Source organism: Streptomyces shenzhenensis (assembly GCF_003688995.1).
GTDB lineage: Bacteria > Actinomycetota > Actinomycetes > Streptomycetales > Streptomycetaceae > Streptomyces > Streptomyces shenzhenensis_A.
On record NZ_PENI01000019.1, the window covers coordinates 38,198 to 63,074 of the forward strand.

The following is a 24,877-nucleotide window of genomic DNA, read 5'->3' on the forward strand; positions in this document are numbered from 1 at the left end:
GGGCGGCCCGGCTACCCGGCCTCGTCCGGCTTGTCGTCCCGGAACTCGGTCACCCGCTCCAGCAGGATCGCCTCCCAGGCCCGCCGCAGCTGGGTCCGCAGCAGCGGCAGGGGGCCCACGTCACGGCCGTCGAGGCGGTCCGCGAGCCGCAGCACGGTGTCGCAGCGGGCGAGCCACAGGCCGCGCAGACAGGGACGGGCGCCGTAGTCGGCGAGGGTGGCGGCGCGCACGGCCGCGCCGGACCCGACGGCGAGCGCGAGCCCGGCGATGTCCTCCGCGGGGTCGCCGACGGCCGTGTCGGTCCAGTCGAGGACCCCGCGCACCCGCCCGTCGTCGCTCACCACCAGGTGCTCGCCCTTGAGGCCGTGGTGGACCAGGACCGCGGTGCCGGACTGGGCGGTGAGCTGCGCCGCGCCGGCCCGGGTGAGCTGCCGCAGCAGGGCGGGGTCGAACTCGTCGGCGGCGCCCAGGCGTTCGGCGGCGGTCACGGCCATCCGGCGCAGCGCCTCCAGCGAGCGCGGCGCGGCGCGCGGCACGCCGAGGCCCTCGGCCTGCCGTACGGGCACCTCGCGCAGGCCGGTGAGCAGCCCGGCGAGGTCGGCCTCGCCGACGGCGGACACCTCGCGCTCCTCCCCGGAACCGCCGGGCAGTCTGGTGTCGAGGGTGTAGGTCAGTCCCGGCGCCCACTCGCCGTGCGCCACGCTGACCGGGACGCCGACCGGCAGGTGCGGGCGCACCAGGTCGCGCACGCGCAGTTCGCGCCGCTGGCGGCCGGCGGCGTCCCGGTCGGGGGCGAGCCGCAGCACATAGCGGCTGCCGACCCACCACGTGGCGTGCTCGCCGCCCTCCGCGACGGGCCGCACGTCGGGTCCGGCGGCGCCGTCCGCGCTCTCCTGGACAAGCGCACGGATCAGCCGGCGGACGGTGTCCGTGGTGGGGGTCGGTGCCTGGGTCATGGTCGCGCCGTTGTCGTCCGGGGTGTCGTCGAGGGGGTGTCTCCTGCTCGCGGGGGCGGTGCCCTTACTCCACTATGACCATGTCGCGGGTGGTGTCGTTGAACCGGCGGCCGCCGTCCTCGGTCACGGTGACGATGTCCTCGATGCGCACGCCGAACCGGCCGGGCAGATAGACGCCGGGTTCCACGGAGAAGCACATGCCGGGCACGAGGGGCTGCCGCTCGCCCTCGATCATGTACGGCGGCTCGTGCGTGGTGACGCCGATACCGTGTCCGGTGCGGTGGATGAAGTACTCGCCGTACCCGGCGTCCTCGATCACCGCGCGGGCGGCGCGGTCGACCTCCTGGCAGGCGACGCCGGGCCGTACCGCGCGAAAGCCCGCCTCCTGGGCGGCGCGCACGATGTCATGGACCGTGCGTTCCTCGTCGGTGGGCTCGCCCACGTGGACCGTGCGCGTGGTGTCGGAGCCGTAGCCGTCCTTCAGGCCGCCGAAGTCGAGGACGACCATGTCGCCGCGCCGGATGACACGGTCGCCGACCTCGTGGTGCGGGTCGGCGCCGTTCGGTCCTGAGCCGACGATGGTGAAGTCGACCTGGGAGTGCCCGAACCGTCGCAGCAGGTCGGCGAGGTCGCGGCCCACGTCGGACTCGCGGCGGCCGGCGAAGGAGGCCTTCCGGATCTCCTCGAACGCCGCGTCGGCCGCCGCTCCCGCAGCGGCCAGCAGCTCCAGTTCCGCGGTGTCCTTGACGGCGCGGAGCATCGGCAGGGCGTCGGTGAGGGAGGCGTAGGAGGTGCCGGGCAGCGTCTTCTGGAGGCCGAGCAGGTGCATCGCCCAGGCGTTGTCGCTGATGCCGAACCGGCCGCGCGGGGCGAGCAGGGCACCGGTCACGGCGTAGGGGTCCGTGCCGTCGGTCCAGTCCCGCAGGGTCAGCGCGGGCGCGCCGACCGCCTTCCGGGCGTCCGGGGCCTCCAGGGCGGGCACGACGAGCACCGGGTCACGGTCGGCGGCCAGCACCAGCAGGGTGAGCCGTTCGGTGACGGCGGTGGGCGCGTAGCCGGTGAGCCACACCAGGTCGGGTCCCGGCGCGACCAGCAGCCCGGCGAGTCCGGCGTCGGCGGCTGAGCGCGCCGCGCGGTCCATGCGGGCCCGGTAGTCGTCGGCGGTGAAGGGAGCGGGCGGGCTACCGGACATTTAGGCCTCCGGAGACGCGTGCGCGGGCAGGGCGAACAACCATGGGAAGCATCCTGCCCCCACACCGAGGGCGGCGCGAGCCGTCATGGACGCGCGTCGCGGTGACCGGGCGGCGGCCGGTCATCCCCCCGGTGCCGTGCCGCCGGCCGGCCGGCGGGCCGCTCGCCGGTGCTCAGGTGACGATGCCGGGGACGACGGTCACCTGCTGGTGGCCGCCGTCGTGGTGGCGCACGGTGAGGGTGACCTGCTCTCCCGGGCGGGCGTGGGAGACGGCCCGGGCGAGGTCGGCGGCCGTGTCGATGCGGCTCGGCCCGAACTGGAGGAGTACGTCGCCGCGGACCAGGCCCGCCGTGTGGCCGGGGCCGGGCTCGTGGACGGCGATGACCTGCGCCCCCGCCTTCTCGGCGTCCACGGCCTCGACACCGAGGGTCGCGCCGGCCGACGCGGCCGAGGGCCCCGGTGACGCGGCCGAGGTGACGGGGGCCGACGGGTGCGAGGGCGGCGCCTGGCGTTGAAGATCGGCCAGCTTGCCCATGCCGATCACGGTGGCGCCGGCCGCGCCGAGCCCGACGCCCGACAGGACCAGCACCGTGCCGGCGAACAGTCCGAACAGCAGGGCTCTGAGCCGCCGGCCGCGCCGCCGGGCGGCGTGCAGGCGCCGGGCGGAACCGGGCGCGGGGTCGGCCGGCTGCTCCTGACCGGGCATGGGCTTGGGACGCAACGCTGTCTGTTCCATGGATCGCCTCCGGCAGATGCTCTACCCGGCGTGCCCGGACCCGACGAGCCACGAACGAGTGAGACTGCCCGGGGGTCGGCGGTGGGAAGCCACAAGATCACGCGGACACCCCGGTCCGGCCCCCACCGGAGGACCGCGGCGACGCGGCGGGGTGCACGACCGGGGGTTCGGCCGGCGGTACGGCGACCGCAGCGCGGGGCAGCAGGGTCAGACCGTGGCCCGCGGTGAGGGTGCCCGCGTCGGGCGGTACGGCAGAAAGCCGTTGGCGCGGCGGCCCAGACAGCCGGGCTTGTAACGGTCGACCGTGCGGTGCCAGTTCAGGATGCCGGCGAGCCAGTTCCGCAGGTCGGCCACGTATGCGTCGAGCGCCCGGCCGGCCTCCGCTACGGTCGTTGTGACGTCCTGACCTGGATCAGCGCATGCGTGCCCGCGGTGCGCCAGCGCTGTCCCTCGGCCCGCACGAGGGCGGTCTCGGTGGCCGCGTCCAGACCGGTGACCACGTCGGACTTCAGTGTGCGCAGGGCGGCGACGGGGCCGGGCCAGTAGGCGGTGACCTCGCGGAAGGGTGTGGTCGGCGGCCACATCCGGTCGCCCACCAGACGCCGGTAGTTGAGGTCGCCCTTGACGATCGTCAGGACGGCCGCGGCGAAGTCGGCGCGCAGGTCGTCGGGCATGTTCGCGTACGGCAGCGGGGCGCAGGAGAAGGGGTGCGCCCGCACGTCGAGGCGTCCGTCGGCCAGGGCCGTCCACAGCAGCCGCCCGTACCGGGCCGCCGCGCCGGGCGCCGCCGTGAGCCGGCGCAGCGCGTCCACCACATCGGCGGTGGTCGCGTCGGAGACGTAGTACGGGTACGGCTTGACGTGCAGCACCGCCTGCCCGACCCGGCCCTCGCCGAGCAGGTGGGCGATCAGCAGCAGATCGGGGATGAGTTCGCGGCCCGCGTTGTCGGCGACCAGGCACAGCGTGCCGGTGCCGGCGGGCGGGAGCCGCGCCCACAGGGCGTCGCTGTCGTCGTGCACCAGCGCGGGGACCGCAGCCCGGGCCTCGGCACCCGTGTCCGAGAGGCGGAAGCCGAGGTCGGCGCGGTTGCCCCAGAGCGAGCCGTGCAGCAGGGCCCGTGCCCGCTCGTCCTCCGGCCGGTCCTCCAGCGCGTCCAGCGCGGCCAGTTCCTCGTCCGTCTCCGCGGCGTCGAGTTCGGCGAGCTTCACGGGCCGGAAGGGGTCGATGCCCTGCCAGGCGCCGGGGCCGAAGTAGCCGACGGCGTCGAGGAGCCGGCGGTAGAAGTGGCTCTCGGACCACAGCCACGGCACATCGAACCAGGACCGGCCGGTCCGCGCCGCCATGCCCCATTCCCGCCATCGGTCACGGTCGGCCGCGGCGGCGGGGAGCGGTTCGATCACGCCGTCGGCGCAGCTCTTCAGCAGCGCGTCCAGCGCGCGGTGCTGCTCGGGCCCGTACGGGAAGGAGTCCCGTACCTGGCGGACGATCGCCGGGTGCCGCTCGGCGAGCACGCTGTGCGGGAACGAGCCGGGCGCGTTGCCGAGGAGCACGGGCGCGGCGGGGGTGTCGGGCATGTCCGTCACCGTACCGCGCGGTTCAGACGGTTCTGATCTCCCGCTCCAGCTGCGTGGCGAGGGTGAGATAGCGGGCCCTGCGGGGCACCGGCACCAGACTGCGGATCAACAGGTGCCACATCTCGGCGATCCGGCGGGGCAGCCGGCCGACGGGGTCGAGGGAGCGGCCGGCGACGCGGGTGCCGACGAAGAAACAGACCAGGGAGTGGGCGGCGGCCTCCACATCGACGTCCGGATGGACGTCGGACTCCTTGACGGCGCCGAGGAGTTTGCGGGTGGCCAGTTCCAGCCACTCGGTGAAGGGGTGCCTGAGCGGCGGGCGTACGGAGATGTCCGCGGTGGCCAGCCGGAGTCCCGCCCGGGGGATGGGGCCCTCGACGGCGAGCCGGGCGATGCCGAACGTGGTGCGGATCAGGGACTCCAGCGAGGAGCAGCCGCGGCGGTCCACCTCGGCCGTCAACTGCCGGGCCGACCTGGACTGGAGCTCCATGATGGCGTGCGCTAGGTCCTCCTTGGCGGCGAAGTGGAAGTACAGCGCCCCCTTGGTGACCCGGGCGTGCTCGACGATGTCGCTCAGGCTGGTGGACTCGTAGCCCTGACGGTCGAACAGGTCGGCCGCGGCCGTGATGATCGTCGCGCGGGTCTGCTCGGCGCGTAACTGCCTCGCCATCTGCTGGACACTCCTTGACGGCCGGAAAAGAACGGGGCGTGCCGTTTGTTTTTACCCCCCGCACACGATAGCTCACCATGCGAAAGCGCTCGTTCGGTGTGCGGACCGGGCGTTCGGCACGCACAACGGTGGTACGGGCGAGCCTGATCGCCCGCCCTCTTCCGTAAACGGACGGTGTCGAAGCACGGGTGTCCCTCGGCTCTCTCCCGGTTTGCGGAGGCTCCGGCGGACAGGTGTGCGCCACACCGTTGATCGCCACGATACGAGGCGGACGGTCGGTTCTCAATGGCGCGGCGGCCGGACCGTAGAACGGACGGTCCGGTCGGTGCATCTGCACATCGACCGGCTCAGCAGCCGCGGAAGCCGCCCCACCGGAGGTCATCACGCCTGCAACGGCCCGGCGCGCGCCGGCCGTCGATGCCATACGGCCGGAAACCGCCCCCTGATTCCGGCCGGTCGACCGGTACGCGACGAACGCGCCGCACCTACGCTGCCGGTGGGCCGGACGGAGGCCTCGGGCACCGAGGTGATCGTGCCGCGGGCCACCGGAACTTAACGGGACTCCCGAGAGTTTCTACGGTGCTGTAGAGGCATTCGACTGTGCATTCAAGGAGTTCGCATGGCCCTGTGGGACCGCATCAAGGAGTCCGCATCGACGATGCAGACCCAGCTCGTGGCGAAGAAGAACGACCTGAAGAGCGGTGCCTTCCGTGACGCGAGCATGGCCATGTGCGCGCTCGTCGCCGCCGCGGACGGGACCATCGACCCGGCCGAGCGCCAGCGCGTGGCCCAGTTGATCGCCACGAACGAGGTGCTGCAGAACTTCCCCGCGGACGATCTGCGGCGCCGTTTCGAGGAGAACCTGAACAAGCTGACCGCCGACTTCGACTTCGGCAAGGTCAGTGTGCTCCAGGAGATCGCCAAGGCGAAGAAGAAGCCCGCCGAGGCCCGCGCGGTGATCCAGATCGGCATCGTCATCGGCGGCGCCGACGGCGACTTCGACAAGACCGAGCAGGCGGTGGTCCGGGAGGCCTGCTTCACCCTGGACCTCCCGCCGCACGAGTTCGACCTCTGAGGGCGAGCCGCCCCACCACCGCCCGCCGGGGGTGGGGTGCGGTCCCGGTCACAGTTCTGCCAGGAGCGGCAGCAGGTCGGTCGCCGTCGTGATGTCCCCGGTCAGGGGACGGTCCTCGGTGTCCGGCGGGAGCACGGCCGCGGCCAGCGCGAGCGCGGGGACGGGCGGGGCCGCCCGGTGCAGACGCAGCGCCCGTACGGCGGCGACCAGTTCGCAGGCGAGGACGGTGGCGTAGGCATCGGCCGCCCGCCGGGTCTGCCGGGCGGCCTGGCCGGCGAAGCCGGCGGCCTCCTCCAGGCCGTGGGAGAGGACGGCGTGCCCGGCGGAGGCGGGGGCGGCGCACGAACGCAGCTCCGCGAGGGCCGAGTTGGCGGTGTACTCCAGGATCATGGTGCCGGAGCTGCCGGCCGGGCCGGTGGCGAGGAAGTCGGTCAGTCCGGTCAGGTCGGCGCGGCCGAGCGCGGACAGGCGGGCGGCGGAGAGCTGGGCCGTCTGCAGCAGGGCCAGGTTCAGGCCGTCCAGGGCCAGGCCCAGCGGGGCGGCGAAGAAGCCGCCGTGGTGGTAGGCGTGACCGTCGGCGGCCAGCACCGGGTTCTCCGTGGGGGTGTTGATCTCCACCTCGACGATCCGGCGCAGCGCGTCGCAGGCCTCCAGCGCGGCGCCGTGCACCTGCGGGAAGACGCGGAAGCCGTACGGGTCCTGGATGCGCCGCCCGGCGGTGACCGGCCGGTCGGGCAGCTCCAGCAGCCGGCGTACCTCGGCGGCGGCGCGGGCCGGTCCGGGGTAGGGGCGCAGGGCGTGCAGCGGGGCGGCATACGCCTCCGGGGACCCGGCGACGGCGGCGAGGGAGAGCGCGGCGACGGCGTGCGTGGCACGCAGCAGGACGGCCACGGCGTGTCCGGCGAGCGCGGCCTGGCCGAGCGCGAGGGCATTGCTGCTGAGCAGGGCGAGCGCGTCGCCGGCGCGCAGCGTGACAGGCGCGGGCAGCCCGGCCGGCGCGGCGTCCGTCCCGGCCGCCGGCCGGGTGGGGCCGCGGTCCACGTCCGGCGCCCGGGCCGTGTCCGTGGCGGCGGCCAGCCAGGGGCGTTCGCCGATGAGGGTGAGGCCCGTCTGGGCCAGGGCCGTCAGATCGCCGGTGCCCACGCCGCCGTATGTCTGGACCGCCGGGTGGACGCCGCGGCGCAGGGCCTCGGTGAGGGCGGTGATCAGGGAGGGGTGGATGCCGGAGCCGCCGGCCAGGAGCTGGTTGGCGCGGACCGCGAGCATCGCGCGGACCTGCCGGGCGGGCAGCAGCGGTCCCGCGCCGCCCGCGTGGCTGCGCAGCAGCCGCAGCCCGTGCTCGGTCTCGTCGCCCGCTTCGACCGGGACGGAGCGGTTCGCGCCCACGCCGGTGCCGCGGCCGTAGAGGCGGCCGTGCGCGGCCAGGCGGGCCATGGTGTCCCAGGCGCGGTGTGCCCGGTCGAGTGCCTCCGGGGGGACGAAGGGAGCTGCGACGGCGTCGGCGAGCAGGACGAGTCCGGGCAGGTCCAGGCCGCGGCCGTCCAGTGCGACGCGGGTGCCCCCGGTGTCCGTGGACACCAGGGGCACCCGCGTCGCGCCGTCCGTGCTCGCGTCCACGGTGCGGACGTCAGCCGAGGCCGGCGGACTTCAGCCAGGCCTTGGCGACGTCCAGCGGGTCCTTGTTCTCCAACTGCACCTGGGTGTCGAGGTCCAGCAGGGTCGCCGTGTCCAGCTTGGCCGACACCGCGTTGAGCGCGTCGGTGCCCTCCTGGGAGAGCGAGCCCTTGTAGACCAGCGGCTGGACGTTGGCGAACCCGAAGAGGTTCTCCGTGTCCTGGAGGACCACGAACTTCTCCTTGGAGATGGTCGGGTCCGTGGTGAAGATGTCGGCGGCCTGCACGGTGTTCTTCTTCAGCGCCGCCTGGGTGAGCGGGCCGCCCGCGTCCAGCGCCTTGAACGAGCTGAACTCCAGGCCGTACACGGACTTCAGCCCCTCGAGGCCCTGGTGCCGGGTCTGGAACTCCGGGGAACCGCCGATGACCAGGTCCTTCGCGACGTCCTTGAGGTCGGCGATGGACGACTGGCCGGTCAGGCTGTACTTCTTCGCGGTGGCCGCGTTGAGCGTGACGGAGTCCTTGTCCTGGGCCTCGGCCGGCTCCAGCAGGGTCAGCTTGGAGTCGAGCTTGGCCTCGATGGCCGCCGTGGTCTCCTCGATGGTCTTCGGGGTGGCCTTCGAGTCGAGGTAGGCGAGCAGGGCACCGTTGTACTCGGGCAGGACCGAGATCGAACCGTTCTTGAGCAGGCCGTACGTCGTTTCACGGCTGCCGATGTTGGGCTTGTAGGTGACCTTGATTCCCTTGGCCTTCAGGGCCTCGCCGTAGATGTCGGCGATCAGGATGCTCTCGGCGAAGTTGTTGGAGCCCACGACGACGGTGTCGCCGCTGGCCTTCTCGCCCTTGAGCGGGTCGTCGGAGGTGCCGTCGGCGGAGGAACAGCCCGCCAGCAGGGCCGTTGCAGCGGCGAGCGCGACGGCAGCCGCGCCTCGGTGTCTCCGGATGAACCTGCTGGTGTGGGTGTTGGAAGTCACGGTTCCCGTTCCGGGTTCAGTGGGCGGTGGGGTTGGCGGGGTTGGTGAACAACTCTGAAACAGCTCGCCACTGATCCAATCCAGCCAGTTCTCGCCCAGTCAAGTGCCAGCGGGTCACCGATTGGCTTCGATCCGTGGTCAGTTGTGTATGAGGAGCGTTCTCTTTGTAACGGATTCTTGATGAAAGGCGAGCTGATCAGTCCTTGAATCAAGCTGTAGTCTCACCGCAGTTGATTTCGGGCACAGCGGTGCACTGGTTCCGTTTCGGTGTCGTTGCGCACCAGTTCCGGGGCAAGGACGCCCCAGCACGACGGGGTGACGAGGCCCCGTACACCGGGGCGAAGACGCCCCGCGGAAGACACCCCCCACGAAGGAGGACCGGTGTCCACGAACGAGGTGGACGCGCCCGCCCGGCACGCCCCGCCGGCGCGGAGCGGCATCAGGGGCTTCGCCGACCGGTGGCCTTTCAGGCGCAAACTCAATCTGCTCGTCGGCGTCCCGCTCGCCGTGGTCGCCGCACTGCTGTCGTACCTGATCACGGATCTGGTCCAGCAGTCGAACACGGCGCGGTCGGCGGCGCAGCTGGTGCGTGACAGCGCGCAGGTCGCGCGGCTGGTGGACCGGGTGGAGGCCGAGCACCAGCAGGCGATCCTGCTGTCGGTGCGCTACGAGTCCGGGGTCAGCCGGCCCTCACCCGCCGACTACCGGGCCGCCCAGGAGGCGGTGGACGCCCAGGTGCAGAAGGTGCTCGACACCTTCGGCGGCCGGCTGCCGGAGAGCGAGGCGCAGGCGCTGCGGGAGGTCGAGGGCCTGTCCAGCCTGCGCGACTCGGTCGAGGCGGCCTATCTGCCGGCCGACAACATCGACCCGGCCTACGCCAACACGGCCCAGGGCCTCATCGACGGGCTCGGCCTGGACCGCAACACCTCGCTCGCCTCCACTTTCACCGGCAACCTGCTGGACTCGCTGCTGCGCGCGGACGCGGCCCACGGCGCCTTCGAGACCAGCGTGTTCTCGGCCACCACCGGGGACACCAACGCGCTGATCGAGTTCACCAACGCGGTCGGCTCCTACGACCTGTACGACCACCAGGCCGACCGCTTCGGCCGGTTCGCCACCGAGGCGCAGGCGGAGCAGCTGGCGGGGATGGAGCACACCCGCGCGCAGCGCGCCATCGCCCAGTCGTTCGCCGAGCTGCAGATCGACACCAGCAGGCTGGAGTCGGGCAGCCAGGAGGAGATCCGGCAGGCGGTCAAGGGCGCCCTGAACGCCTACCCCGACTACCCGGAGCAGGCCGCGGCCCGGCTGAAGATCACCACCTCGCTGATCGGCCAGATCGCCGAGCGGGCCGACGACGCCTCCCGCTCGGCCCAGTGGCGCGCCGGGCTGCTGCTGGGCGGGGCGCTGCTCGGCTTCGCCCTCTGGCTCGCCCTCGCCGTGCTGGTCCGCCGCTCGGTGATCCGCCCGGTGCAGGCGCTGACCGGAGTGGCGCAGGAGGTCGCCGAGGTGGCCGGCCGGGAGCTCGCCCGGGTGGCCGACGACGACACCGAGGACGACCGGCCGCCCCGGCTGCGGGACATGCCGGTCACCGCGCGCGACGAGATCGGCGACCTGGCCGAGGCCTTCAACCATGTGCAGACGACCGCCGCAGCGCTGCTGGAGCGGCAGGTGCTCAGCCGCCGCAACACCGCCGAGATGTTCGGCAACGTGGGCCGCCGGGTGAGCAACCTGACCACTCGTCAGCTGGCCCTGATCGACGCGGTGGAGCGCGGCGAGACCGACCCGGCCGTGCTCGAACGCCTCTACTCCATCGACCACATCGCGGTGCGTCTGCGCCGTAACGCGGACAGCCTGATGCTGCTGGCCGGCATCCGCGAGACCGTGCTGGACTCCGGGCCCACGCCCCTCACCAACGTGGTGCGGGCCGCTCTCGGCCAGATCGAGGGCTATCAGCGGGTACGGCTGTACACCGCGTCGGACGCCATGGTCGAGCCCGACATCATCGGCGACCTCACCCTCATGGTGGCCGAACTCCTGGAGAACGCGGTGTCGTTCTCGCCGGAGGGCAGCCCCGTCGAGGTGACCGTCCGCTGCGGCGCCGAGGGAGCGCACGTCGTCATCACCGACCACGGCCTCGGCATGAGCGCGGAGCGCCTCGCCGAGGAGAACGCCCGGCTGATCCGCCGCGAACGCCTCGACCTCGTACCGACCAAGGTGCTCGGCCTGTTCGTGGTCGGCACGCTGGCCCGCCGCTGGGAGACCGGGGTCGAGCTGACCCGTACCCCGGGCGGCGGTGTCACGGCCGAAGTGTCGCTGCCGTCCTCGCTGTTGCTCACCATGAGCCCGGTGTCCGCCGACGGCGCGGCCGCCGCCGGGGCCGCCCCGGCCGAGCGCCCGGCCGGCACCGCGGCGGGCACGCCCGCTAGCACCGGCCCGCACCCGGCCACGGTCCTGCCCGTGAAGCCGCCGCGCCCGTCCGCCCCGGCCACCGCCTCCGGCGCGCCCTCGGGTCCGTCGCCGGCGCGCCCGGACCGGGAGGACGCGTACGCCCTCGACGGCGCCGGCGCGGAGCACGACCCGCTCCCCCGCCGTCTGCCCCGGCGCGACGTCCCGCAGGATGCCGCCGGCACGGCCCCGCCGACCAGGGAGAACGCCGCCGTGACCGAGGGCAGCTCCGCCGCGCCCCACGAGAAGACCGCGGCCTCCGGCAGCCGACCCCCGCTGATCCCGCGCGCCCGCACCGAGATGCCGCCGTCCGCCGCGCCCGCGGACGACGCCGCAGCGGGCGCCCGCCCGCTGCGCCGCCGGGTACGCGGAGCCACGCTCCGCACCACCGCGAGCGTCCAGCAGGCGGTACCGCAGGCGGCGCGCCCCCGGGACGCGCAGGCCGAGCGCGACGCACTTGAGGAGTTCGAGGCCGCCGTGGCGCGGGCCCGGCTCGACAGCGACACCGGCAGCCACGCGCGCCCCGGCACGGGGACCGCGCGCGCGGACCAGCCGCATGACCAGAATCATCATCCGGAAGGAGCCGAGCAGTGAGCACGTCGACAGGTGACACCCCGACGGGCGGCACCCCGCCGACCGACCTGCAGGCCGCCGCAGCCGACTTCACCTGGCTGCTGAACCGCTTCGCCACCGAGACCGCGGGCGTGGTCGACGCGATAGCCGTGTCGTCGGACGGTCTGCTCATCGCCGTGTCGGAGCTGCGCGAGCGCGCGCACTCCGAGCGGCTCGCGGCGATCGTCTCCGGCATCACCAGCCTGGCCGCCGGCGCCTCCGGCAACTACGGTCTGGGCGGCCTCAACAAGGTCATCATCGATCTGGAGGGCGGTCATGTCATCGTCTCCGCGATCGGCAGCGGCGCCGTCCTCGGTGTGGTCGCCGACAAGGAGGCCAAGCTGGGCAACATCGCCTACGAGATGACGCTGTTCGCCAACCGGGCCGGGGCCGCACTCAGCCCCCAGCTGGTACTCGAACTGAAGAACAGCGTCGGCGTCGCGTCGGCCCGCTGACCGGCCCACCGACACCGAAGAGAGGAAGCGTAGGACGCCATGGCGGACGGCTCCCCGCCCCCGGGCCCCGACCCGGTCGGACCGGCCCCCGCCGTACGGCCGTTCCTGGTCACGTCCGGCCGGGTGGCGAACACCGCCTCCGGCCGGACGATGCCCGTCGAGACCCAGGTGGTGGCCACCGTCGCGGGTCTGGACGCGCTCGACGGGCTCTCCTTCGAGCGGCACGACATCGTCGCCGCCTGCCGGCTGCCGCAGTCGCTGGCAGAACTCGCGGCCCGGCTGCGGCTGCACCTCAACGTGGTCCACGTGCTGGCCGAAGACCTGCGCTCCGCCGGGCAGTTGACGGTTTACGTGCCAGACTTCGACAGCACCCACGACGCATCCGTCCTGCGCAGGGTTATCGATGGCCTCCGAGCCATCCCCGACTCCCGAGGGGTACTCCGTGACACCGACTGAACCACTGGTCCACGGCTCTGCCGCGCACACCCCCGTACGACCACCCCTGCCGGTGAAGATGGTCATCGCGGGCGGTTTCGGCGTGGGCAAGACGACGACCGTCGGCGCGATCTCCGAGATCGAGCCGCTGACCACCGAGGCCGCGATCACCGAGGTCGCGGCGGGCGTCGACGACCTCACGCACACCCCGCGCAAGACCACGACCACGGTGGCGATGGACTTCGGCTGCATCACCATCGACCCGACGCTCAAGCTGTATCTGTTCGGCACGCCCGGGCAGGACCGGTTCGGGTTCATGTGGGACGACATCGTGGAGGGCGCGGTCGGCGGGCTCGTCATCGTCGACACCCGGCGCCTCGACGACTGCTACGCGGCCGTCGACTACTTCGAGCACAAGGGCATCCCGTTCGCCGTGGCGATCAACGCCTTCGACGGCGCGGTGGAGCACACCCTGGACGAGGTCCGCTGGGCGCTGGACGTCACCGACGGCGTCCCGCTGGTGGTCTTCGACGCCCGGGAACGCGGCTCGGTGCGGGACGCGCTGCTCGTCGTACTGGAGCTGGCGCTGGCCCGCACCGAGGGCTGACCCTCAGCCGCTCCTGCGCACGCCGGGCGACACCGCGATCCGGGCCACCGCCCAGAACGCCGCGAGTGTCGCCAGGGCCATCACGGCCACCAGCGTGGCGCCGCCCACGACCTTCTCGTAGTTGCGCTGGTAGAGGCCGTCGACGATGTAGCGGCCGACGCCGCCGAGGCTGACGTACGCGGCGATGGTGGCCGTGGAGACGATCTGGATGGCCGCCGAGCGCAGCCCGCTGAGGATCAGCGGGAGCGCGACGGGCAGTTCGACCCGCAGCAGGATCCGCGACTCCGCCATGCCCATGCCGCGGGCGGCGTCCACCGGGGACGGATCGACGGAGCGCACCGCCTCGTACGTCGTCACCAGGATCGGCGGGACGGCGAGCACGACCAGCGGGATCATCACCGGCAGCAGGCCGAAGCCGAGCAGCACGAACATCAGCACGAGCAGGCCGAAGCTGGGCAGCGCGCGGGCGGCCGTGGCGATGGACGCCAGGATGTTGCCGCCGCGTCCGGTGTGCCCGGTGAGCAGGCCGAGCGGCAGGGCGATGGCGGCCGCCACGGCGAGGGCCAGCACCGAGTACTGGACGTGCTCGCGCAGCCGGGTGGGGATGCCGTCGTAGCCGTGCCAGTGGGCGCCGTCGCTGAAGAAGGCGTTGATGAAGTGGAGTAGGTTCACCGGACTGCGTCCTCCAGGGCGACCGCGGTCGGTTCGGGCCGGGTGGTGGTCTGCGTGTCGGCCCCGGCGGTGCGGATCCCGTGGGTGTCGCGCGGCATCCAGGGCGTCAGCAGCAGTCGGACGGCGACCAGCACAGTGTCCGCGAGGACGGCGAGGACGGCCGTGCCGACGACGGACAGCCAGACCAGGCGGGGCTGGTTGTAGATCATGCCGTCGTGCAGCAGATTGCCGAGCCCGCCCTGGTTGCCGATCAGCATGCCGACGCTCACCAGGGAGATGCTGGACACGGTGGCGACGCGCAGGCCGGCGATGATCGCGGGTGCGGCGATCGGCAACTGCACCTGGAGGTAGCGGCGTACCGGCCCGAGCCCCATGGCGGTGGCGGCGTCGAGGGTCTCCTGGGGCACCGAGCGGACCCCGTCCACGATCGCCGGGACGAACACCACGAGGCTGTAGACGGCCAGCGGGATCATCACGGTGATCTCGCTCTGGCCGGTGTAGTCGATGAGGACCACGAAGAAGGCGAGCGACGGGATCGCGTACAGCACGGTCGTCACGCCCAGCACGGGCGCGTAGAGGCGGCGGAAGCGCACGCAGAGCTGGGCGATCGGCAGCGCGGCGAGCAGTCCGGCGAGCACCGGCAGCAACGCCTCGCGCAGATGCAGTCCGACCAGGCCGAAGTAACTGTGCTGGAGGTCGCTGGGGATGTCGAAGAAGCCGTTCATCGGCCGACCTTCGCCGTGCTGCGTCCCGTGGCGTGCGCGGAGCGGATCGCCTCGCCGATGATCTGCTGCGAGACGACGCCGACGACCCGGCCGGTGGCGTCCACGCCGACGGCCCAGCCGGTCGGCGAGAGCACGGCGCCGTCGAGAGCGGCGCGCAGCGAGTCGGTGCCGGGCACGAACGGCCGCCCGTACGACAGCAGCCGGTCCCGGTCGATCGCCCCGGCGGTGAGATCCTCCGCCGCGCTCCAGCCGAGCGGCTTCCCGTCGAGGTCCGTGACGAGGAGGTACGGCGCTTCGTCGGCGGCGCGCGCGGCGATCTGCCCGGCTTCGGCGTCGATCGCGACGACCGGCGCGGTGCGCAGCTCCAGTTCGCCGGACGGGAAGAACGACAGCCGGCGGATGCCCCGGTCGGCGCCGAGGAAGTCCTCGACGAAGGCGTCCGCGGGGGCGCTCAACAGCTCGGCGGGCGGGGCGAACTGGGCCAGCTTGCCGCCGGTGCGCATCACGGCGACCATGGTGCCCAGCTTGATGGCCTCGTCGATGTCGTGGGTGACGAAGACGATGGTCTTGCCCAGTTCCTCCTGGATCCGCAGGAGTTCGTCCTGGAGGCCCTTGCGCACCACGGGGTCGACGGCCGAGAACGGCTCGTCCATCAGCAGCACCGGCGGATCGGCGGCGAGCGCCCGGGCGACGCCGACGCGCTGCTGCTGTCCGCCGGACAGCTGGTAGGGGTAGCGCTTGGCGAGCGAGGCGTCGAGTCCGACCCGGGCCATCAGCTCCGCGGCCCGCGCGCGGGCCTTCTGCTTGCTCCAGCCCAGCAGCCTGGGGACCGTGGCGATGTTGTCGACGATGCTGCGGTGCTGGAAGAGACCGGCGTTCTGGATGACGTAACCCATCGACCGGCGCAGTGTGTTGACGGGCTGCGCCTGGATGTCGACGCCGTCGAGGAGGATGCGCCCTTCGGAGGGGTCCACCATTCGGTTGATCATCCGGAGCGTCGTAGTCTTGCCGCAGCCGGAGGGCCCGACGAACACGGTGATCGAGCGGTCCGGTATCTCCAGCGACAGCCGGTCGACCGCCACGGTGCCGTCCGGGTACCGCTTGGTGACTGAATCTATCCGTATCAAAGCGCCGAATACCCTTCGGGTTTGGCAGATACTGCCTACTTCCGGCCACGGTCGTCGGTGCGCAGGCCGTTGCGTGCAGAGTCTAGACCGCGACTGTTTCCATACTTTGGCGGGCGAGCGCCTGCCGCCGGGTCGTGACCGGACCGTGGCCGGAAGCACGCGCGGGCACGGCGACGCGCTCTACGGATCCGTCGCGGCGACGGTGCCGCGGCGCGGGCGGACCCGGGCGGCCAGGACCGCCACGTCGTCCTCGGCACGGCGGGCGTCCAGACGGGTGACGATGGTGTCGAGGACACTCTCGACGGTCGCACCCGGCGCGAAGCGGAGCCCGGCCAGCCGGCGCAGGGAACTGTCGATGTCCTCGCCCCTGCGCTCCACCAGCCCGTCGGTGAACAGGACCAGGGTCTCGTCCCCTTCCAGGGTGTGCGTGGCCGACTCGTACCCCCCGAAGCCGGTGCCCAGGGGCGGTCCGACGGGGACGGGGAGCAGCCTCGTCGTGCCGTCCCGGGTGATCAGGGCGGGCGGCAGATGCCCGGCGCCGGCCACCGTGAGCCGCCGCCGGGCCGGATCGACGTGCGCGAGCAGGCAGGTGGCGGGCCGGCGGTCGGCCTCGGCGGCGGCGATGTCGTCCAGCTGGCGCAGCACCCGGTGCGGGGGCAGGTCGGCGGAGGCGATGGAGCGCAGCGAGGAGCGGTAGGCGTGCATGTCGACGGCGGCCTCCAGGCCGTGCCCCATGACATCGCCGACCACCAGCAGGGTGCGGCCGAAGTGCAGCCGTACGGCCTCGCACCAGTCGCCGCCGACCAGCGCCCGCCGCCCCGCCGGCAGATAGCGGATCGCGACGGCCAGGTTCGGGTGCGGCCGGCCGGGTTCGGCCTGGAGGGCCCGCTGCAGATCGCCCGCGGTGCGGCTGACCCGCTCGTACGCGCGGGCGTGCCGGATGTGCGAGGCGGCGCGTTCCGCGAGCAGCGCGAGGAGTTCGGCCTCCGCAGGGGTGAACGGCCCGGCGTCCCGGCCGCAGACCAGTACGCCGTAGTGGCGCTCGCCGGTGGCCAGCGGCACACAGAGCGCGGGCCGGCCCCCGTGGGTCCAGTGCTGCGGCGTGCCGTCCGCCGGGAAACCGGCGTCCAGGGCCGTGGCGGCGGCCCGGCGGGCGTCGGGCAGCGCACCAGGGTCCCCGGCGATCGCGGCATAGCCGGTGAGGGTCCCGCCGACCCGGCGCAGAACGGCCGCCGCGCCGCCCGCGAGCCCCGCCGCCGCCCGGGTCAGCTCCCCGCAGGTCGTCGCCTCGTCGAGCGTCGTCCCGATACCGGCCGCGTACGCCCGCAGCGCGCTCAGCCGCGCGGGCGCCCCGTCGAGCCCGCCGCCGCGGCCCCGGTCACCGTGCGCCGCGGTTCTCGGCAGAAACCGTATCCATCGCCTGACACGTAACACCCCCAAAGGCTCTCAAACAGAACCGTCCCAGCCCCTCAAGAACTCACCCCACCCGGGAAGCCGCCGCGTTGCTCAGCGCACCTTCGCGGCCGCGCTCTGTCCGCCGGTCTCGCCGTAGCGCGCCCAGCCCTTGTCGAGGAGCCGGAATCCCGCATCGACGGCCGGCTCAGGATCGGCCTCGCGGGTGGCGATGAGCTGGACGTGCAGGGCGAACCGGACGTAGAAGCGGATCTCGTCACTCGGCTCGGCGAGCCCGAACTCCTCGGTGATCGTCGCGACCAAGGCGTCCTCGTGGCGCAACCACATCTTCTCCGCGTAGTCGATCAGGGCCGGCGTGTCCTCCATGAGGGCAAGGATCTGACGCTGGGGCTCGGTGTGGAGCGCGGCGATCTCGGCGAGGTAGTGGGCCTTCAGCGCGTCGGAGATCGTGGTCCCCGCCGGGCGGCCGCTCACCGCGGCGACGAGGCGTTCATGCCGCTCGTCCTCGTCACTGAAGACAAGCGCCTCCTTGTGCGGGAAGTGCGTGAAGACCGTCTTGGGTGACACGTCGGCCTTGTCCGCGATCTCGCGCACGGTCACCGCGTCGAAGCCGCGCGCGAGGAAGAGCGTCGTCGCCGCCTCCAGGATCGCCGCTCGCGTCGCCGCCTTCTTGCGCTCGCGTCGCCCGACCGCCGCTGCATCCACCATGCGCTCACTCTACCTTCGAACACTAACTACATTGACGGCAAAAGTAGTCTCGATATAGTAAGTGTGTCAGTGAAGCCATGGCTCGCCGTGTACGCCGCCGCCATCTCCGGCGACCCTCGCGCCGACCCGGCACCACCAGTGGAAAGGGACAACGGCCATGACCGAGAAAACCGACGCGCACCTGTCTCCGCAGCGCCGGACTGCGGGAGCGCTGCTCATCGCCGGGCCGGCGATCTTCCTGCTCGGGGAGTTCATCGCCGCCGCAGCGTGGACCGACCCGGCGTACAGCTATACGCACCACTTCATCAGCAACCTCGGAGTCCACGGGCCCTCGACCCTGTTCGGGCAGTACATGTACTCGCCCCTCGCCTGGGTGATGAACACCGGATTCCTCCTCTTCGGGATCACGATCCTGGCCGGGGTCGCCACGCTGCGCGATCTGTCGGGAGGGCGCCGCTGGGCAACGCTCGTACCCGCGACGCTGCTGGCCGTCGGCGGTGTCCTGCTCGCGCTGTTTCCCGGATCCGGCGAGGCACTCGAGAACGGCACCGGCGAGTTCCACAGCATGGGTGCCTTCGCCGGCTTCATCGGCGGGAACACGCTCGCCCTCGTGCTCGGAAGCAGGCGTCGGCGCATCGGCCTCTCGCCGCGCATGGGAGCAGCGCTGATCGCGGTAGGCGTGATCGGCCTGCTTTCGATGACGCTCTACCTCGCGATGATCTTCACCGCGGGCGACACCCCCATCGGCGTCATCGGCCTCATCGAACGCGGCGCCGTTCACCCGTTCCTGATCGGCCTCATCTGCGCCGGAGCGTCGATCTGGCAGCGGCAGACCGTGAACGCGCCGACGGCGCGCTCCATCACCGCAGGCCAAGCCGCTTGACACCGAACTCCGCGAACACAGCCGCCCTGAACGCCGGCCGTGGCACCGACAACCGAAGGACAACGACCATGACCGCCGGCATCACCCACCCCGCCGCACCGCCTCATACGGCAACCACATGCACATCCGGCGGGGCCAACACCGCCAGGTACGCGCGGATGTCGTCCGGGGCACTGGTGAAGACGACCGCACTGCCGTGCCGGGCTGCGGCGAGGGCCACCCAGGCGTCGACCGCGTCCGGCCGCTTCTTCGCCGGGAGGGCCGCCCGCCCCAGCGCAGTGCCGATGCGCCGCCAGTCGACCAGGTCCGGGCCCGTGACGCAGGCCAGGCACTCCGGACGGCCCGCCTTCGTCTCCCGCACCGGCGGTTCGGACGTACGAGCCTGAGGGACGGTGCAGTCCTTGAGCGCCCCGGACAGGGAGTGCACCAGCGCCGGACGGGGGACGCCACACCTGAGCGAGAACCGGGCCGAGCACCAGCGCTCGGTGCGGGGCCGCCCGCAGCCCTTCATGGAGCGCCATCGCCTTCGCCTTGCGATCGGCGGGCGCGATGAGCATGCCGGTGTCGTACACCGGCACTCGAGCGCTCACGGGGCATACCCCGGCCGCCGGCCCTGCTGGTCCCGGCCGTGCACGAGTCCGAGGGCCTCCTCGACCTCGCGGCGCTCCTGCTCCGTCAGCTCCACCGACACCGCGGCGGGCTCTTCAGGCAGGTCGACCGCTTCCCGTTCCGCCCGGGCGATCAGCGCGTCCACCCCGGCGAACTGTTCCTCTATGGCATCGCTCTCGGCCATCTGCCGCGTCGCGGCATGCACCAGGTACGCCGAGACATCCATGCCCGACCGCTCCGCGTGCCGCCTGATGCGCTCGGCCTGCGCCTGCTCCAGGCTGATGCTGATCCGGGTCTTCGCCATACAGCAACCGTATGACGCGTATTACGGAGGCAAGCGGCGCCCGCAGCGTGCTGCGCCCGGTGAAACGTGATGATGCCCGCACACGGCTCCCTGTGCGGGCATCGTCCGGTCCGTCGTCAGCCGGTTACGGTCAGCTCTCGGACGGCACCAGCCGCAGCGAGATCGAGTTGATGCAGTACCGCTGGTCCGTCGGGGTGGGATAGCCCTCACCCTCGAACACATGGCCGAGATGCGATCCGCAGCGTCCGCAGCGGACCTCCGTGCGGACCATCCCGTGCGAGCGGTCCTCCACCAGCTCCACCGCGTCGGAGTCCTTCGGGTCGTAGAAGGACGGCCAGCCGCAGTGGGACTCGAACTTGGTGTCCGAGGTGAAGAGTTCGGTGCCGCAGGCGCGGCAGGAGTAGACGCCGGTGGTCTTGGTGTCCGTGTACTCACCGGTGAACGCCGGCTCGGTGGCGGCCTGACGCAGCACGGCGTACTCGGCCGGGGTCAGCTCCGTGCGCCACTGCTCGTCCGGCTTCTCGACGTCGTACGACATGAGTCTCAGCCCCTTCACTGCTGCGACAGACGGTCCAGGATCAGCGGGCCCAGGTCGGTCACATCGCCCGCGCCCATGGTGAGAACGAGATCGCCGGGCCTCGTCATTCCCGCGATCACGGACACGGACTCCGCCCTGTCGTGCACGGCGGTGACGTCCGCGCCCGCCGCCCGCGCAGCCTCGACGATCAGCTCGCTGGTCACGCCGGGGATCGGGTCCTCGCGGGCCGGGTAGATGTCGAGGACGACCGAGGCGTCCGCGAGGGCCAGGGCCCGGCCCATCTCCTTGCCCAGTTCCTGTGTGCGGGAGAACAGGTGGGGCTGGAAGAGCACGAGGATGCGGGCGTCGCCGACGGCCGCCCGCATCGCCTCCAGGTCGGCCGTCATCTCGGTCGGGTGATGCGCGTACGAGTCGACGACCTGCGCGCCGGCCGCCTCGCCCTTCAGCTGCAGCCGGCGCTTGACCCCGGTGTAGGCGCCCAGCGCCGCCGCCAGTTCCGGCGCCGGGACGCCCAGGGCCACCCCCGCCGTGAGCGCGGCCACCGCGTTGTGCGCGTAGTGGCGGCCTGGCACGGAGACCGTGAAGGTCAGCGGCGCGCCGTCCAGTTCCACGGTGACCTCGCTCCTGAGCCCCTGCGGGACGACGGACAGGATCCGCACGTCGGCGTCCGCGCGCTCGCCGTAGGTCACCGTCCGCACCGAACCGGCCAGCCGCCGGGTCAGCTCCCGGGCGCCCTCCTGGTCCGCGGCGATCACCAGGGTGCCGCCGGGCACGATCCGGCCGGCGAAGGTCTCGAAGGACTCGTGGATCTCGTCCATCGAGGCGTAGTTGGCGTGGTGGTCGAGTTCGACGTTGAGGACGATGGCGACCTCGGGCGCGTACTTGTGGAAGCTGCGGTCCGATTCATCCGCCTCGGCCACGAAGATCTCGCCGGTGCCGTGCAGGGCGTTGGAGCCGGGGGCGTCCAGGTCGCCGCCGATGGCGTACGACGGGTGCAGGCCCAGCTCGGTCAGCGCCACCGCCAGCATCGACGTGGTGGTCGTCTTGCCGTGGGTGCCCGCGACGGCGATCGGCCGCCGGCCGTCCATCAGGGCGGCGAGGGCGTCGGAGCGGTGCACCACCGGGATGCCCAGTTCGGCGGCGCGGGCCAGTTCCGGGTTGTCCGCGCGGATCGCCGACGACACGACCACGCAGTCGGCGTCGTCGGCGAGGTGCTCGGCCGCGTGCCCGATGTGCACGGTCACGCCGAACGCCCGCAGGGCCTCGGCGGTCGCCGACTCCTTGGCGTCGCTCCCGGCGACCTTGGCTCCACGCTGCGCGAGGATCTTCGCGATCCCGGACATCCCGGCGCCGCCGATGCCGATGAAGTGCGGTCGGTCCATGGCGGTACGAGGGCCGGGTGCCATGCGCGTGTCTCCCAGATGCGATACGACGACGGAGCGCGCCCCGCGAGGAACGCGCCCCCAGCCTATTGCGTGCCGGTGACACCACCCTCCTGGGGCGCGACCCCCCACCCACCCGGCCCGACCAAGCAACGTCCGCCGCAGAGAGGCCCGGAAAACCCCGCGGCACCACACAAGCCCGCCCACCGGAACACTGCCCTCCGGGGACGCCCCCCAGCCGCACGCCCCGCCGACGCTCCGGAACCGGCCCGAGCGCCCGAACGACGCCCGCCGCGAAGCCGCGCGGAGAACCACGCGACCGTCCACGGCGCCGCCGACCGACGGCACCGCACAGCCCGCCCACCCGCCGGCCCCCCACGGCCGCACGCCCCCGCCGACGCTCCGGAACCGGCCCGAGCGGCCCAGCGGCGCCCGCCGCGGAGAGGCGCGGAGCGCTCCGCCGGGGCGCGCTCAGGCCCTGCTGTGCGAGAACAGCTTCAGCACCGGCACCCCCACCTTGTGCCGGGCCCGCGAGGCCCAGTCGCGGTGGAAGAACTCCTCCACGTAGTGCGGGTCGGTGAGGACGATCACCTCGTCGGCCCCGACCTCGTCGACGAGGGCCTTGAGGGCGTCCAGCGGATGGTCCTCGACCAGCCGCCCCTCCGCCTGGCTGCCCGCCGCCCGCAACGCGGTGAGGGACACCTCCAGGGCCTGCTCGGCGGGCTCCTTCGCGGCGGCGCCCTCGGGCGTCTCCCGCTCGCGGGCGGCGTCGTCGAGCTCGCCGAGGGCGATGTCGTCGATGGCCCGCAGCAGCCGGTCGGCCTGGTCGCCGCGCGGCTGGAGCAGCACATGGAAGGCGACCGACTCGTCCCCGTGCAAGGTGGTGACGAACTCCACGTCGGCGGACGTCAGTGCCTTCTCGATCATCAAAACGCTTGTGAACACCAGCGCCCCATTCTCCTTCTAGGGCCCCTGGCCCTCTCTCCTCCGTGGGCCGTACCAGGCCCTGCGGAAACCATCCTGCCCCGTGACGGCACGGGTCCTGCCGGTTTCAGTGTGCCTGGCGAAAGCTAAACGGAACGATACATTCCGCTGTTTTCAGGACCTCTGGTAGCGGGCGAACAGATATCCGGCATCCTCCAGCAGGGACACGAGTGCGAAACGCCGGGGCACGGCGACCGGCGGGCCGCCGGCGATGCGCTGGGCGTCACCCGCGGTGAGCATCGGCGAGAGGGTCAGACACAGCTCGTCGAGGACCCCGGCGGCAATGAACCGGCCGAGCAGCCGGGGACCGCCCTCGCTGAGCAGCCGGGTGTGGCCGAGCCCGGCGAGGGCCCGCACCGCGCGCGCCGGATCCACCCAGGCGCCGTCGCCCGCGATCACCACCCGGGCCCCCGCCCGCTCGGCGGCGGCGATCCGCTCCGGGTCCGCCGCGGCGCCGGTCAGGACCAGGGTGGGCACCAGGGGCTCGGTGAACAGCGGGAGCGAGAAGTCCAGCTCCAGGCCGGCGCTGACGACCGCGACGGCCGGGGCCGGGCCCTGCCCCGCCGCCTCCCGGGCCGCCGCGAAGTCGGCACGCGCGCGTGCCGGGCGGTACCCCTCCCGGCGTACCGTTTCCGCGCCGACGACCACGGCGTCCGCGAGGGCCCGCAGCGTCCCGAAGATCCGCATGTCGGCCGCGCCGGAGATGGGCTGCGAACGCCCCTCGTGCTGGGCGGCGCCGTCGAGCGTGGACACCATGTTGGCCCGCAGCCAGGCCGCCCCGCCGGTCCGGTCCTGCCCGGGATACGCGTAGGCGGCGGCCAGTTCGGCGAGGCTCCACTCCCGATCCACGTGCTCGCCCACGCCCCCGGCAGCGGGGTACGCGGCGGCCCCCGCCCGCGCGGCGTCCGCGGCGGAGTCCTGGGCTGCTGTTTCTTCGGTCACAGGGAACAGGCGTCGCATGCGGTGCAGTGTGACACGGCGCTTACCATGGGGAACCGTGTCGTCCTCCACCGCCGCCTCCCGGCCCGGCTCCGCCGCCGACGCGGCCCCCCTGTCCCTGTGCGCCCGCGAGCCGCACGTCCCCGCGCACCGGCTGGTCGCCGAGATGGTGCCGCCGCCACGCTTCGACTCGGTCCGCTTCGCCACCTACCTGCCGGACCCCGGCCGGCCCAGCCAGACCGAGGCCGTGCGGGTCCTGGAAGACTTCGCGGCCGGTCTCGGCGGTCCGGCCGCGACGGGCGGCGCGAAGCGCGGGTTCCTCGGCCTCGGCAGGTCCAGGGCCGCGAAGACCCCGGCCGGCCCGCGCGGCGTCTACCTGGACGGCGGATACGGCGTCGGCAAGACCCATCTGCTCGCCTCCCTCTGGCACGCCACCCCGGCCGAGCCCGCGCTCAAGGCGTTCGGCACCTTCGTCGAGCTGACGAACCTGGTCGGCGCCCTCGGCTTCCAGGAGACCGTGCGCACGCTCGGCGGCCACCGGCTGCTGTGCATCGACGAGTTCGAGCTGGACGACCCCGGCGACACGGTCCTGGTGTCGACGCTGCTGGGCCGGCTGGTCGACGCGGGCGTCGCGCTCGCCGCCACCTCCAACACCCTGCCGGGCAAGCTGGGCGAGGGCCGGTTCGCGTCCGCCGACTTCCTGCGCGAGATCCAGGGCCTGTCCGCCCGCTTCCGCACCCTGCGCATCGACGGCGAGGACTACCGCCACCGCGGCCTGCCCGAGGCGCCGGCGCCGTACTCGGACGAGCAGGTGACCCGGACGGCGTACGCCACCGAGGGCGCCTCGCTCGACGACTTCCCGCAGCTCCTCGACCACCTCGCGAAGGTGCACCCGAGCCGCTACGGCGCGCTGACCGACGGCGTGCGGGCGGTGTGCCTCACCGGCGTGCGGGCGGTGCCCGACCAGTCCACGGCGCTGCGCCTCGTGGTCCTCGCGGACCGGCTCTACGACCGTGAGGTGCCCGTCCTCGCCTCCGGGGCGCCCTTCGACGAGCTGTTCAGCGAGGAGATGCTGAACGGCGGCTACCGCAAGAAGTACTTCCGCGCGATATCCCGGCTCACCGCACTCGCCCGGGACGCGCAGCCCCTCGTGTCGGTCTGACAATCGATCAAATTCCGCGGGCCAAGGACTGGTTCACGCCATAGGACCCGCTTTTTTCACTCTCTCCTGCGCCCGAAACGCGGAGTT

Annotated in this window: 26 protein-coding genes; 7 read left to right on the forward strand and 19 right to left on the reverse strand. The window is 72.8% G+C overall.

What is annotated here, in order from left to right:
• Positions 1–11: 11 nt before the first annotated feature.
• The 6 genes from CTZ28_RS26680 to CTZ28_RS26700 all read right to left on the reverse strand — a co-directional run bounded on the left by CTZ28_RS26680 (position 12) and on the right by CTZ28_RS26700 (position 5,128).
• A complete protein-coding gene (locus CTZ28_RS26680) occupies positions 12–956 on the reverse strand; it encodes a phosphotransferase family protein (RefSeq protein WP_121892256.1) in 945 nt (314 codons plus the stop codon).
• A gap of 64 nt (positions 957–1,020) precedes the next feature.
• Positions 1,021–2,148 carry an aminopeptidase P family protein gene (locus CTZ28_RS26685; protein WP_121892257.1) on the reverse strand — a complete coding sequence of 376 codons (1,128 nt, stop codon included), beginning with the start codon at positions 2,146–2,148 and terminating at the stop codon, positions 1,021–1,023.
• A gap of 172 nt (positions 2,149–2,320) precedes the next feature.
• On the reverse strand, positions 2,321–2,884 hold the full coding sequence (locus CTZ28_RS26690) for a PDZ domain-containing protein (RefSeq protein WP_121892258.1): 564 nt from the start codon (positions 2,882–2,884) through the stop codon (positions 2,321–2,323).
• Between the two features lie 207 nt (positions 2,885–3,091).
• Positions 3,092–3,238, reverse strand: a complete 147-nt coding sequence (locus CTZ28_RS47210) for a hypothetical protein (RefSeq protein WP_183154610.1) — start codon at positions 3,236–3,238, stop codon at positions 3,092–3,094.
• 29 nt (positions 3,239–3,267) lie between these two features.
• Positions 3,268–4,458, reverse strand: coding sequence for a damage-control phosphatase ARMT1 family protein (locus CTZ28_RS26695; protein WP_121892360.1), 1,191 nt, complete (start codon positions 4,456–4,458; stop codon positions 3,268–3,270).
• Positions 4,459–4,480: 22 nt separating this feature from the next.
• Positions 4,481–5,128: a ScbR family autoregulator-binding transcription factor gene (locus CTZ28_RS26700; RefSeq protein WP_121892259.1), complete on the reverse strand. Its 648-nt coding sequence runs from the start codon at positions 5,126–5,128 to the stop codon at positions 4,481–4,483.
• Positions 5,129–5,747: 619 nt separating this feature from the next.
• On the opposite strand from CTZ28_RS26700, the gene CTZ28_RS26705 reads away from it, so the two are divergent.
• Entirely contained in the window at positions 5,748–6,203 is a 456-nt protein-coding gene (locus tag CTZ28_RS26705; RefSeq protein WP_121892260.1) for a tellurite resistance TerB family protein, read from the forward strand.
• Between the two features lie 48 nt (positions 6,204–6,251).
• Here the strand turns inward: CTZ28_RS26705 and CTZ28_RS26710 are convergent, their stop codons facing one another.
• Positions 6,252–7,820, reverse strand: coding sequence for an aromatic amino acid ammonia-lyase (locus CTZ28_RS26710; protein WP_259471815.1), 1,569 nt, complete (start codon positions 7,818–7,820; stop codon positions 6,252–6,254).
• Between the two features lie 10 nt (positions 7,821–7,830).
• The gene (locus tag CTZ28_RS26715) at positions 7,831–8,790 is read right to left on the reverse strand and encodes an ABC transporter substrate-binding protein (RefSeq protein ID WP_121892261.1); all 960 of its coding nucleotides are present in this window, start codon (positions 8,788–8,790) and stop codon (positions 7,831–7,833) included.
• A gap of 381 nt (positions 8,791–9,171) precedes the next feature.
• Between CTZ28_RS26715 and CTZ28_RS26720 the strand changes: the two genes are divergently transcribed.
• The 4 genes from CTZ28_RS26720 to CTZ28_RS26735 are packed head-to-tail and all read left to right on the forward strand — an operon-like array spanning position 9,172 to position 13,344.
• A complete protein-coding gene (locus CTZ28_RS26720; RefSeq protein WP_121892262.1) occupies positions 9,172–11,829 on the forward strand; it encodes a sensor histidine kinase in 2,658 nt (885 codons plus the stop codon).
• Positions 11,826–12,302 (forward strand): roadblock/LC7 domain-containing protein, encoded by a 477-nt coding sequence (locus CTZ28_RS26725; protein ID WP_121892263.1) that lies wholly within the window; start codon positions 11,826–11,828, stop codon positions 12,300–12,302. The genes CTZ28_RS26720 and CTZ28_RS26725 overlap by 4 nt, the downstream gene beginning before the upstream one ends.
• 39 nt (positions 12,303–12,341) lie before the next feature.
• Complete coding sequence (locus tag CTZ28_RS26730; protein ID WP_121892264.1) at positions 12,342–12,758, forward strand: DUF742 domain-containing protein; 417 nt, start codon at positions 12,342–12,344, stop codon at positions 12,756–12,758.
• Positions 12,745–13,344 carry a GTP-binding protein gene (locus CTZ28_RS26735; RefSeq protein WP_121892265.1) on the forward strand — a complete coding sequence of 200 codons (600 nt, stop codon included), beginning with the start codon at positions 12,745–12,747 and terminating at the stop codon, positions 13,342–13,344. The genes CTZ28_RS26730 and CTZ28_RS26735 overlap by 14 nt, the downstream gene beginning before the upstream one ends.
• A 3-nt stretch (positions 13,345–13,347) precedes the next feature.
• Here CTZ28_RS26735 and CTZ28_RS26740 read toward each other — a convergent pair whose 3' ends face one another.
• From CTZ28_RS26740 to CTZ28_RS26760, 5 genes are all read right to left on the reverse strand, one after another.
• Positions 13,348–14,016, reverse strand: a complete 669-nt coding sequence (locus tag CTZ28_RS26740; protein WP_121892266.1) for an ABC transporter permease — start codon at positions 14,014–14,016, stop codon at positions 13,348–13,350.
• Complete coding sequence (locus CTZ28_RS26745; protein WP_121892267.1) at positions 14,013–14,741, reverse strand: ABC transporter permease; 729 nt, start codon at positions 14,739–14,741, stop codon at positions 14,013–14,015. Before CTZ28_RS26745 ends, CTZ28_RS26740 begins: the two co-directional genes overlap by 4 nt.
• The gene (locus CTZ28_RS26750) at positions 14,738–15,868 is read right to left on the reverse strand and encodes an ABC transporter ATP-binding protein (RefSeq protein WP_121892268.1); all 1,131 of its coding nucleotides are present in this window, start codon (positions 15,866–15,868) and stop codon (positions 14,738–14,740) included. Before CTZ28_RS26750 ends, CTZ28_RS26745 begins: the two co-directional genes overlap by 4 nt.
• A gap of 180 nt (positions 15,869–16,048) precedes the next feature.
• Positions 16,049–17,302: a PP2C family protein-serine/threonine phosphatase gene (locus CTZ28_RS26755; RefSeq protein ID WP_183154599.1), complete on the reverse strand. Its 1,254-nt coding sequence runs from the start codon at positions 17,300–17,302 to the stop codon at positions 16,049–16,051.
• A 72-nt stretch (positions 17,303–17,374) separates the two neighbouring features.
• On the reverse strand, positions 17,375–17,989 hold the full coding sequence (locus CTZ28_RS26760) for a TetR/AcrR family transcriptional regulator (protein WP_121892270.1): 615 nt from the start codon (positions 17,987–17,989) through the stop codon (positions 17,375–17,377).
• A 157-nt stretch (positions 17,990–18,146) separates the two neighbouring features.
• Here CTZ28_RS26760 and CTZ28_RS26765 point away from each other — a divergent pair, with 157 nt between their 5' ends.
• Positions 18,147–18,872, forward strand: a complete 726-nt coding sequence (locus tag CTZ28_RS26765; protein WP_121892271.1) for a DUF998 domain-containing protein — start codon at positions 18,147–18,149, stop codon at positions 18,870–18,872.
• Positions 18,873–18,975: 103 nt separating this feature from the next.
• Here CTZ28_RS26765 and CTZ28_RS26770 read toward each other — a convergent pair whose 3' ends face one another.
• From CTZ28_RS26770 to CTZ28_RS26795, 6 genes are all read right to left on the reverse strand, one after another.
• A complete protein-coding gene (locus CTZ28_RS26770) occupies positions 18,976–19,383 on the reverse strand; it encodes a hypothetical protein (RefSeq protein WP_259471816.1) in 408 nt (135 codons plus the stop codon).
• Positions 19,384–19,458: 75 nt separating this feature from the next.
• The gene (locus CTZ28_RS26775) at positions 19,459–19,785 is read right to left on the reverse strand and encodes a ribbon-helix-helix protein, CopG family (RefSeq protein ID WP_121892272.1); all 327 of its coding nucleotides are present in this window, start codon (positions 19,783–19,785) and stop codon (positions 19,459–19,461) included.
• A 130-nt stretch (positions 19,786–19,915) separates the two neighbouring features.
• Positions 19,916–20,323 (reverse strand): peptide-methionine (R)-S-oxide reductase MsrB, encoded by a 408-nt coding sequence (gene msrB / locus CTZ28_RS26780; protein ID WP_121892273.1) that lies wholly within the window; start codon positions 20,321–20,323, stop codon positions 19,916–19,918.
• A gap of 14 nt (positions 20,324–20,337) precedes the next feature.
• Positions 20,338–21,729 (reverse strand): UDP-N-acetylmuramate--L-alanine ligase, encoded by a 1,392-nt coding sequence (gene murC / locus CTZ28_RS26785; protein ID WP_121892274.1) that lies wholly within the window; start codon positions 21,727–21,729, stop codon positions 20,338–20,340.
• Positions 21,730–22,176: 447 nt separating this feature from the next.
• Positions 22,177–22,650: an indole-3-glycerol phosphate synthase gene (locus tag CTZ28_RS26790; protein WP_121892275.1), complete on the reverse strand. Its 474-nt coding sequence runs from the start codon at positions 22,648–22,650 to the stop codon at positions 22,177–22,179.
• 153 nt (positions 22,651–22,803) lie between these two features.
• Positions 22,804–23,649 carry a pyrimidine reductase family protein gene (locus CTZ28_RS26795; protein ID WP_121892276.1) on the reverse strand — a complete coding sequence of 282 codons (846 nt, stop codon included), beginning with the start codon at positions 23,647–23,649 and terminating at the stop codon, positions 22,804–22,806.
• A 37-nt stretch (positions 23,650–23,686) separates the two neighbouring features.
• Between CTZ28_RS26795 and zapE the strand changes: the two genes are divergently transcribed.
• Positions 23,687–24,790, forward strand: coding sequence for a cell division protein ZapE (gene zapE, locus CTZ28_RS26800; protein WP_259471817.1), 1,104 nt, complete (start codon positions 23,687–23,689; stop codon positions 24,788–24,790).
• Positions 24,791–24,877: the final 87 nt, after the last annotated feature.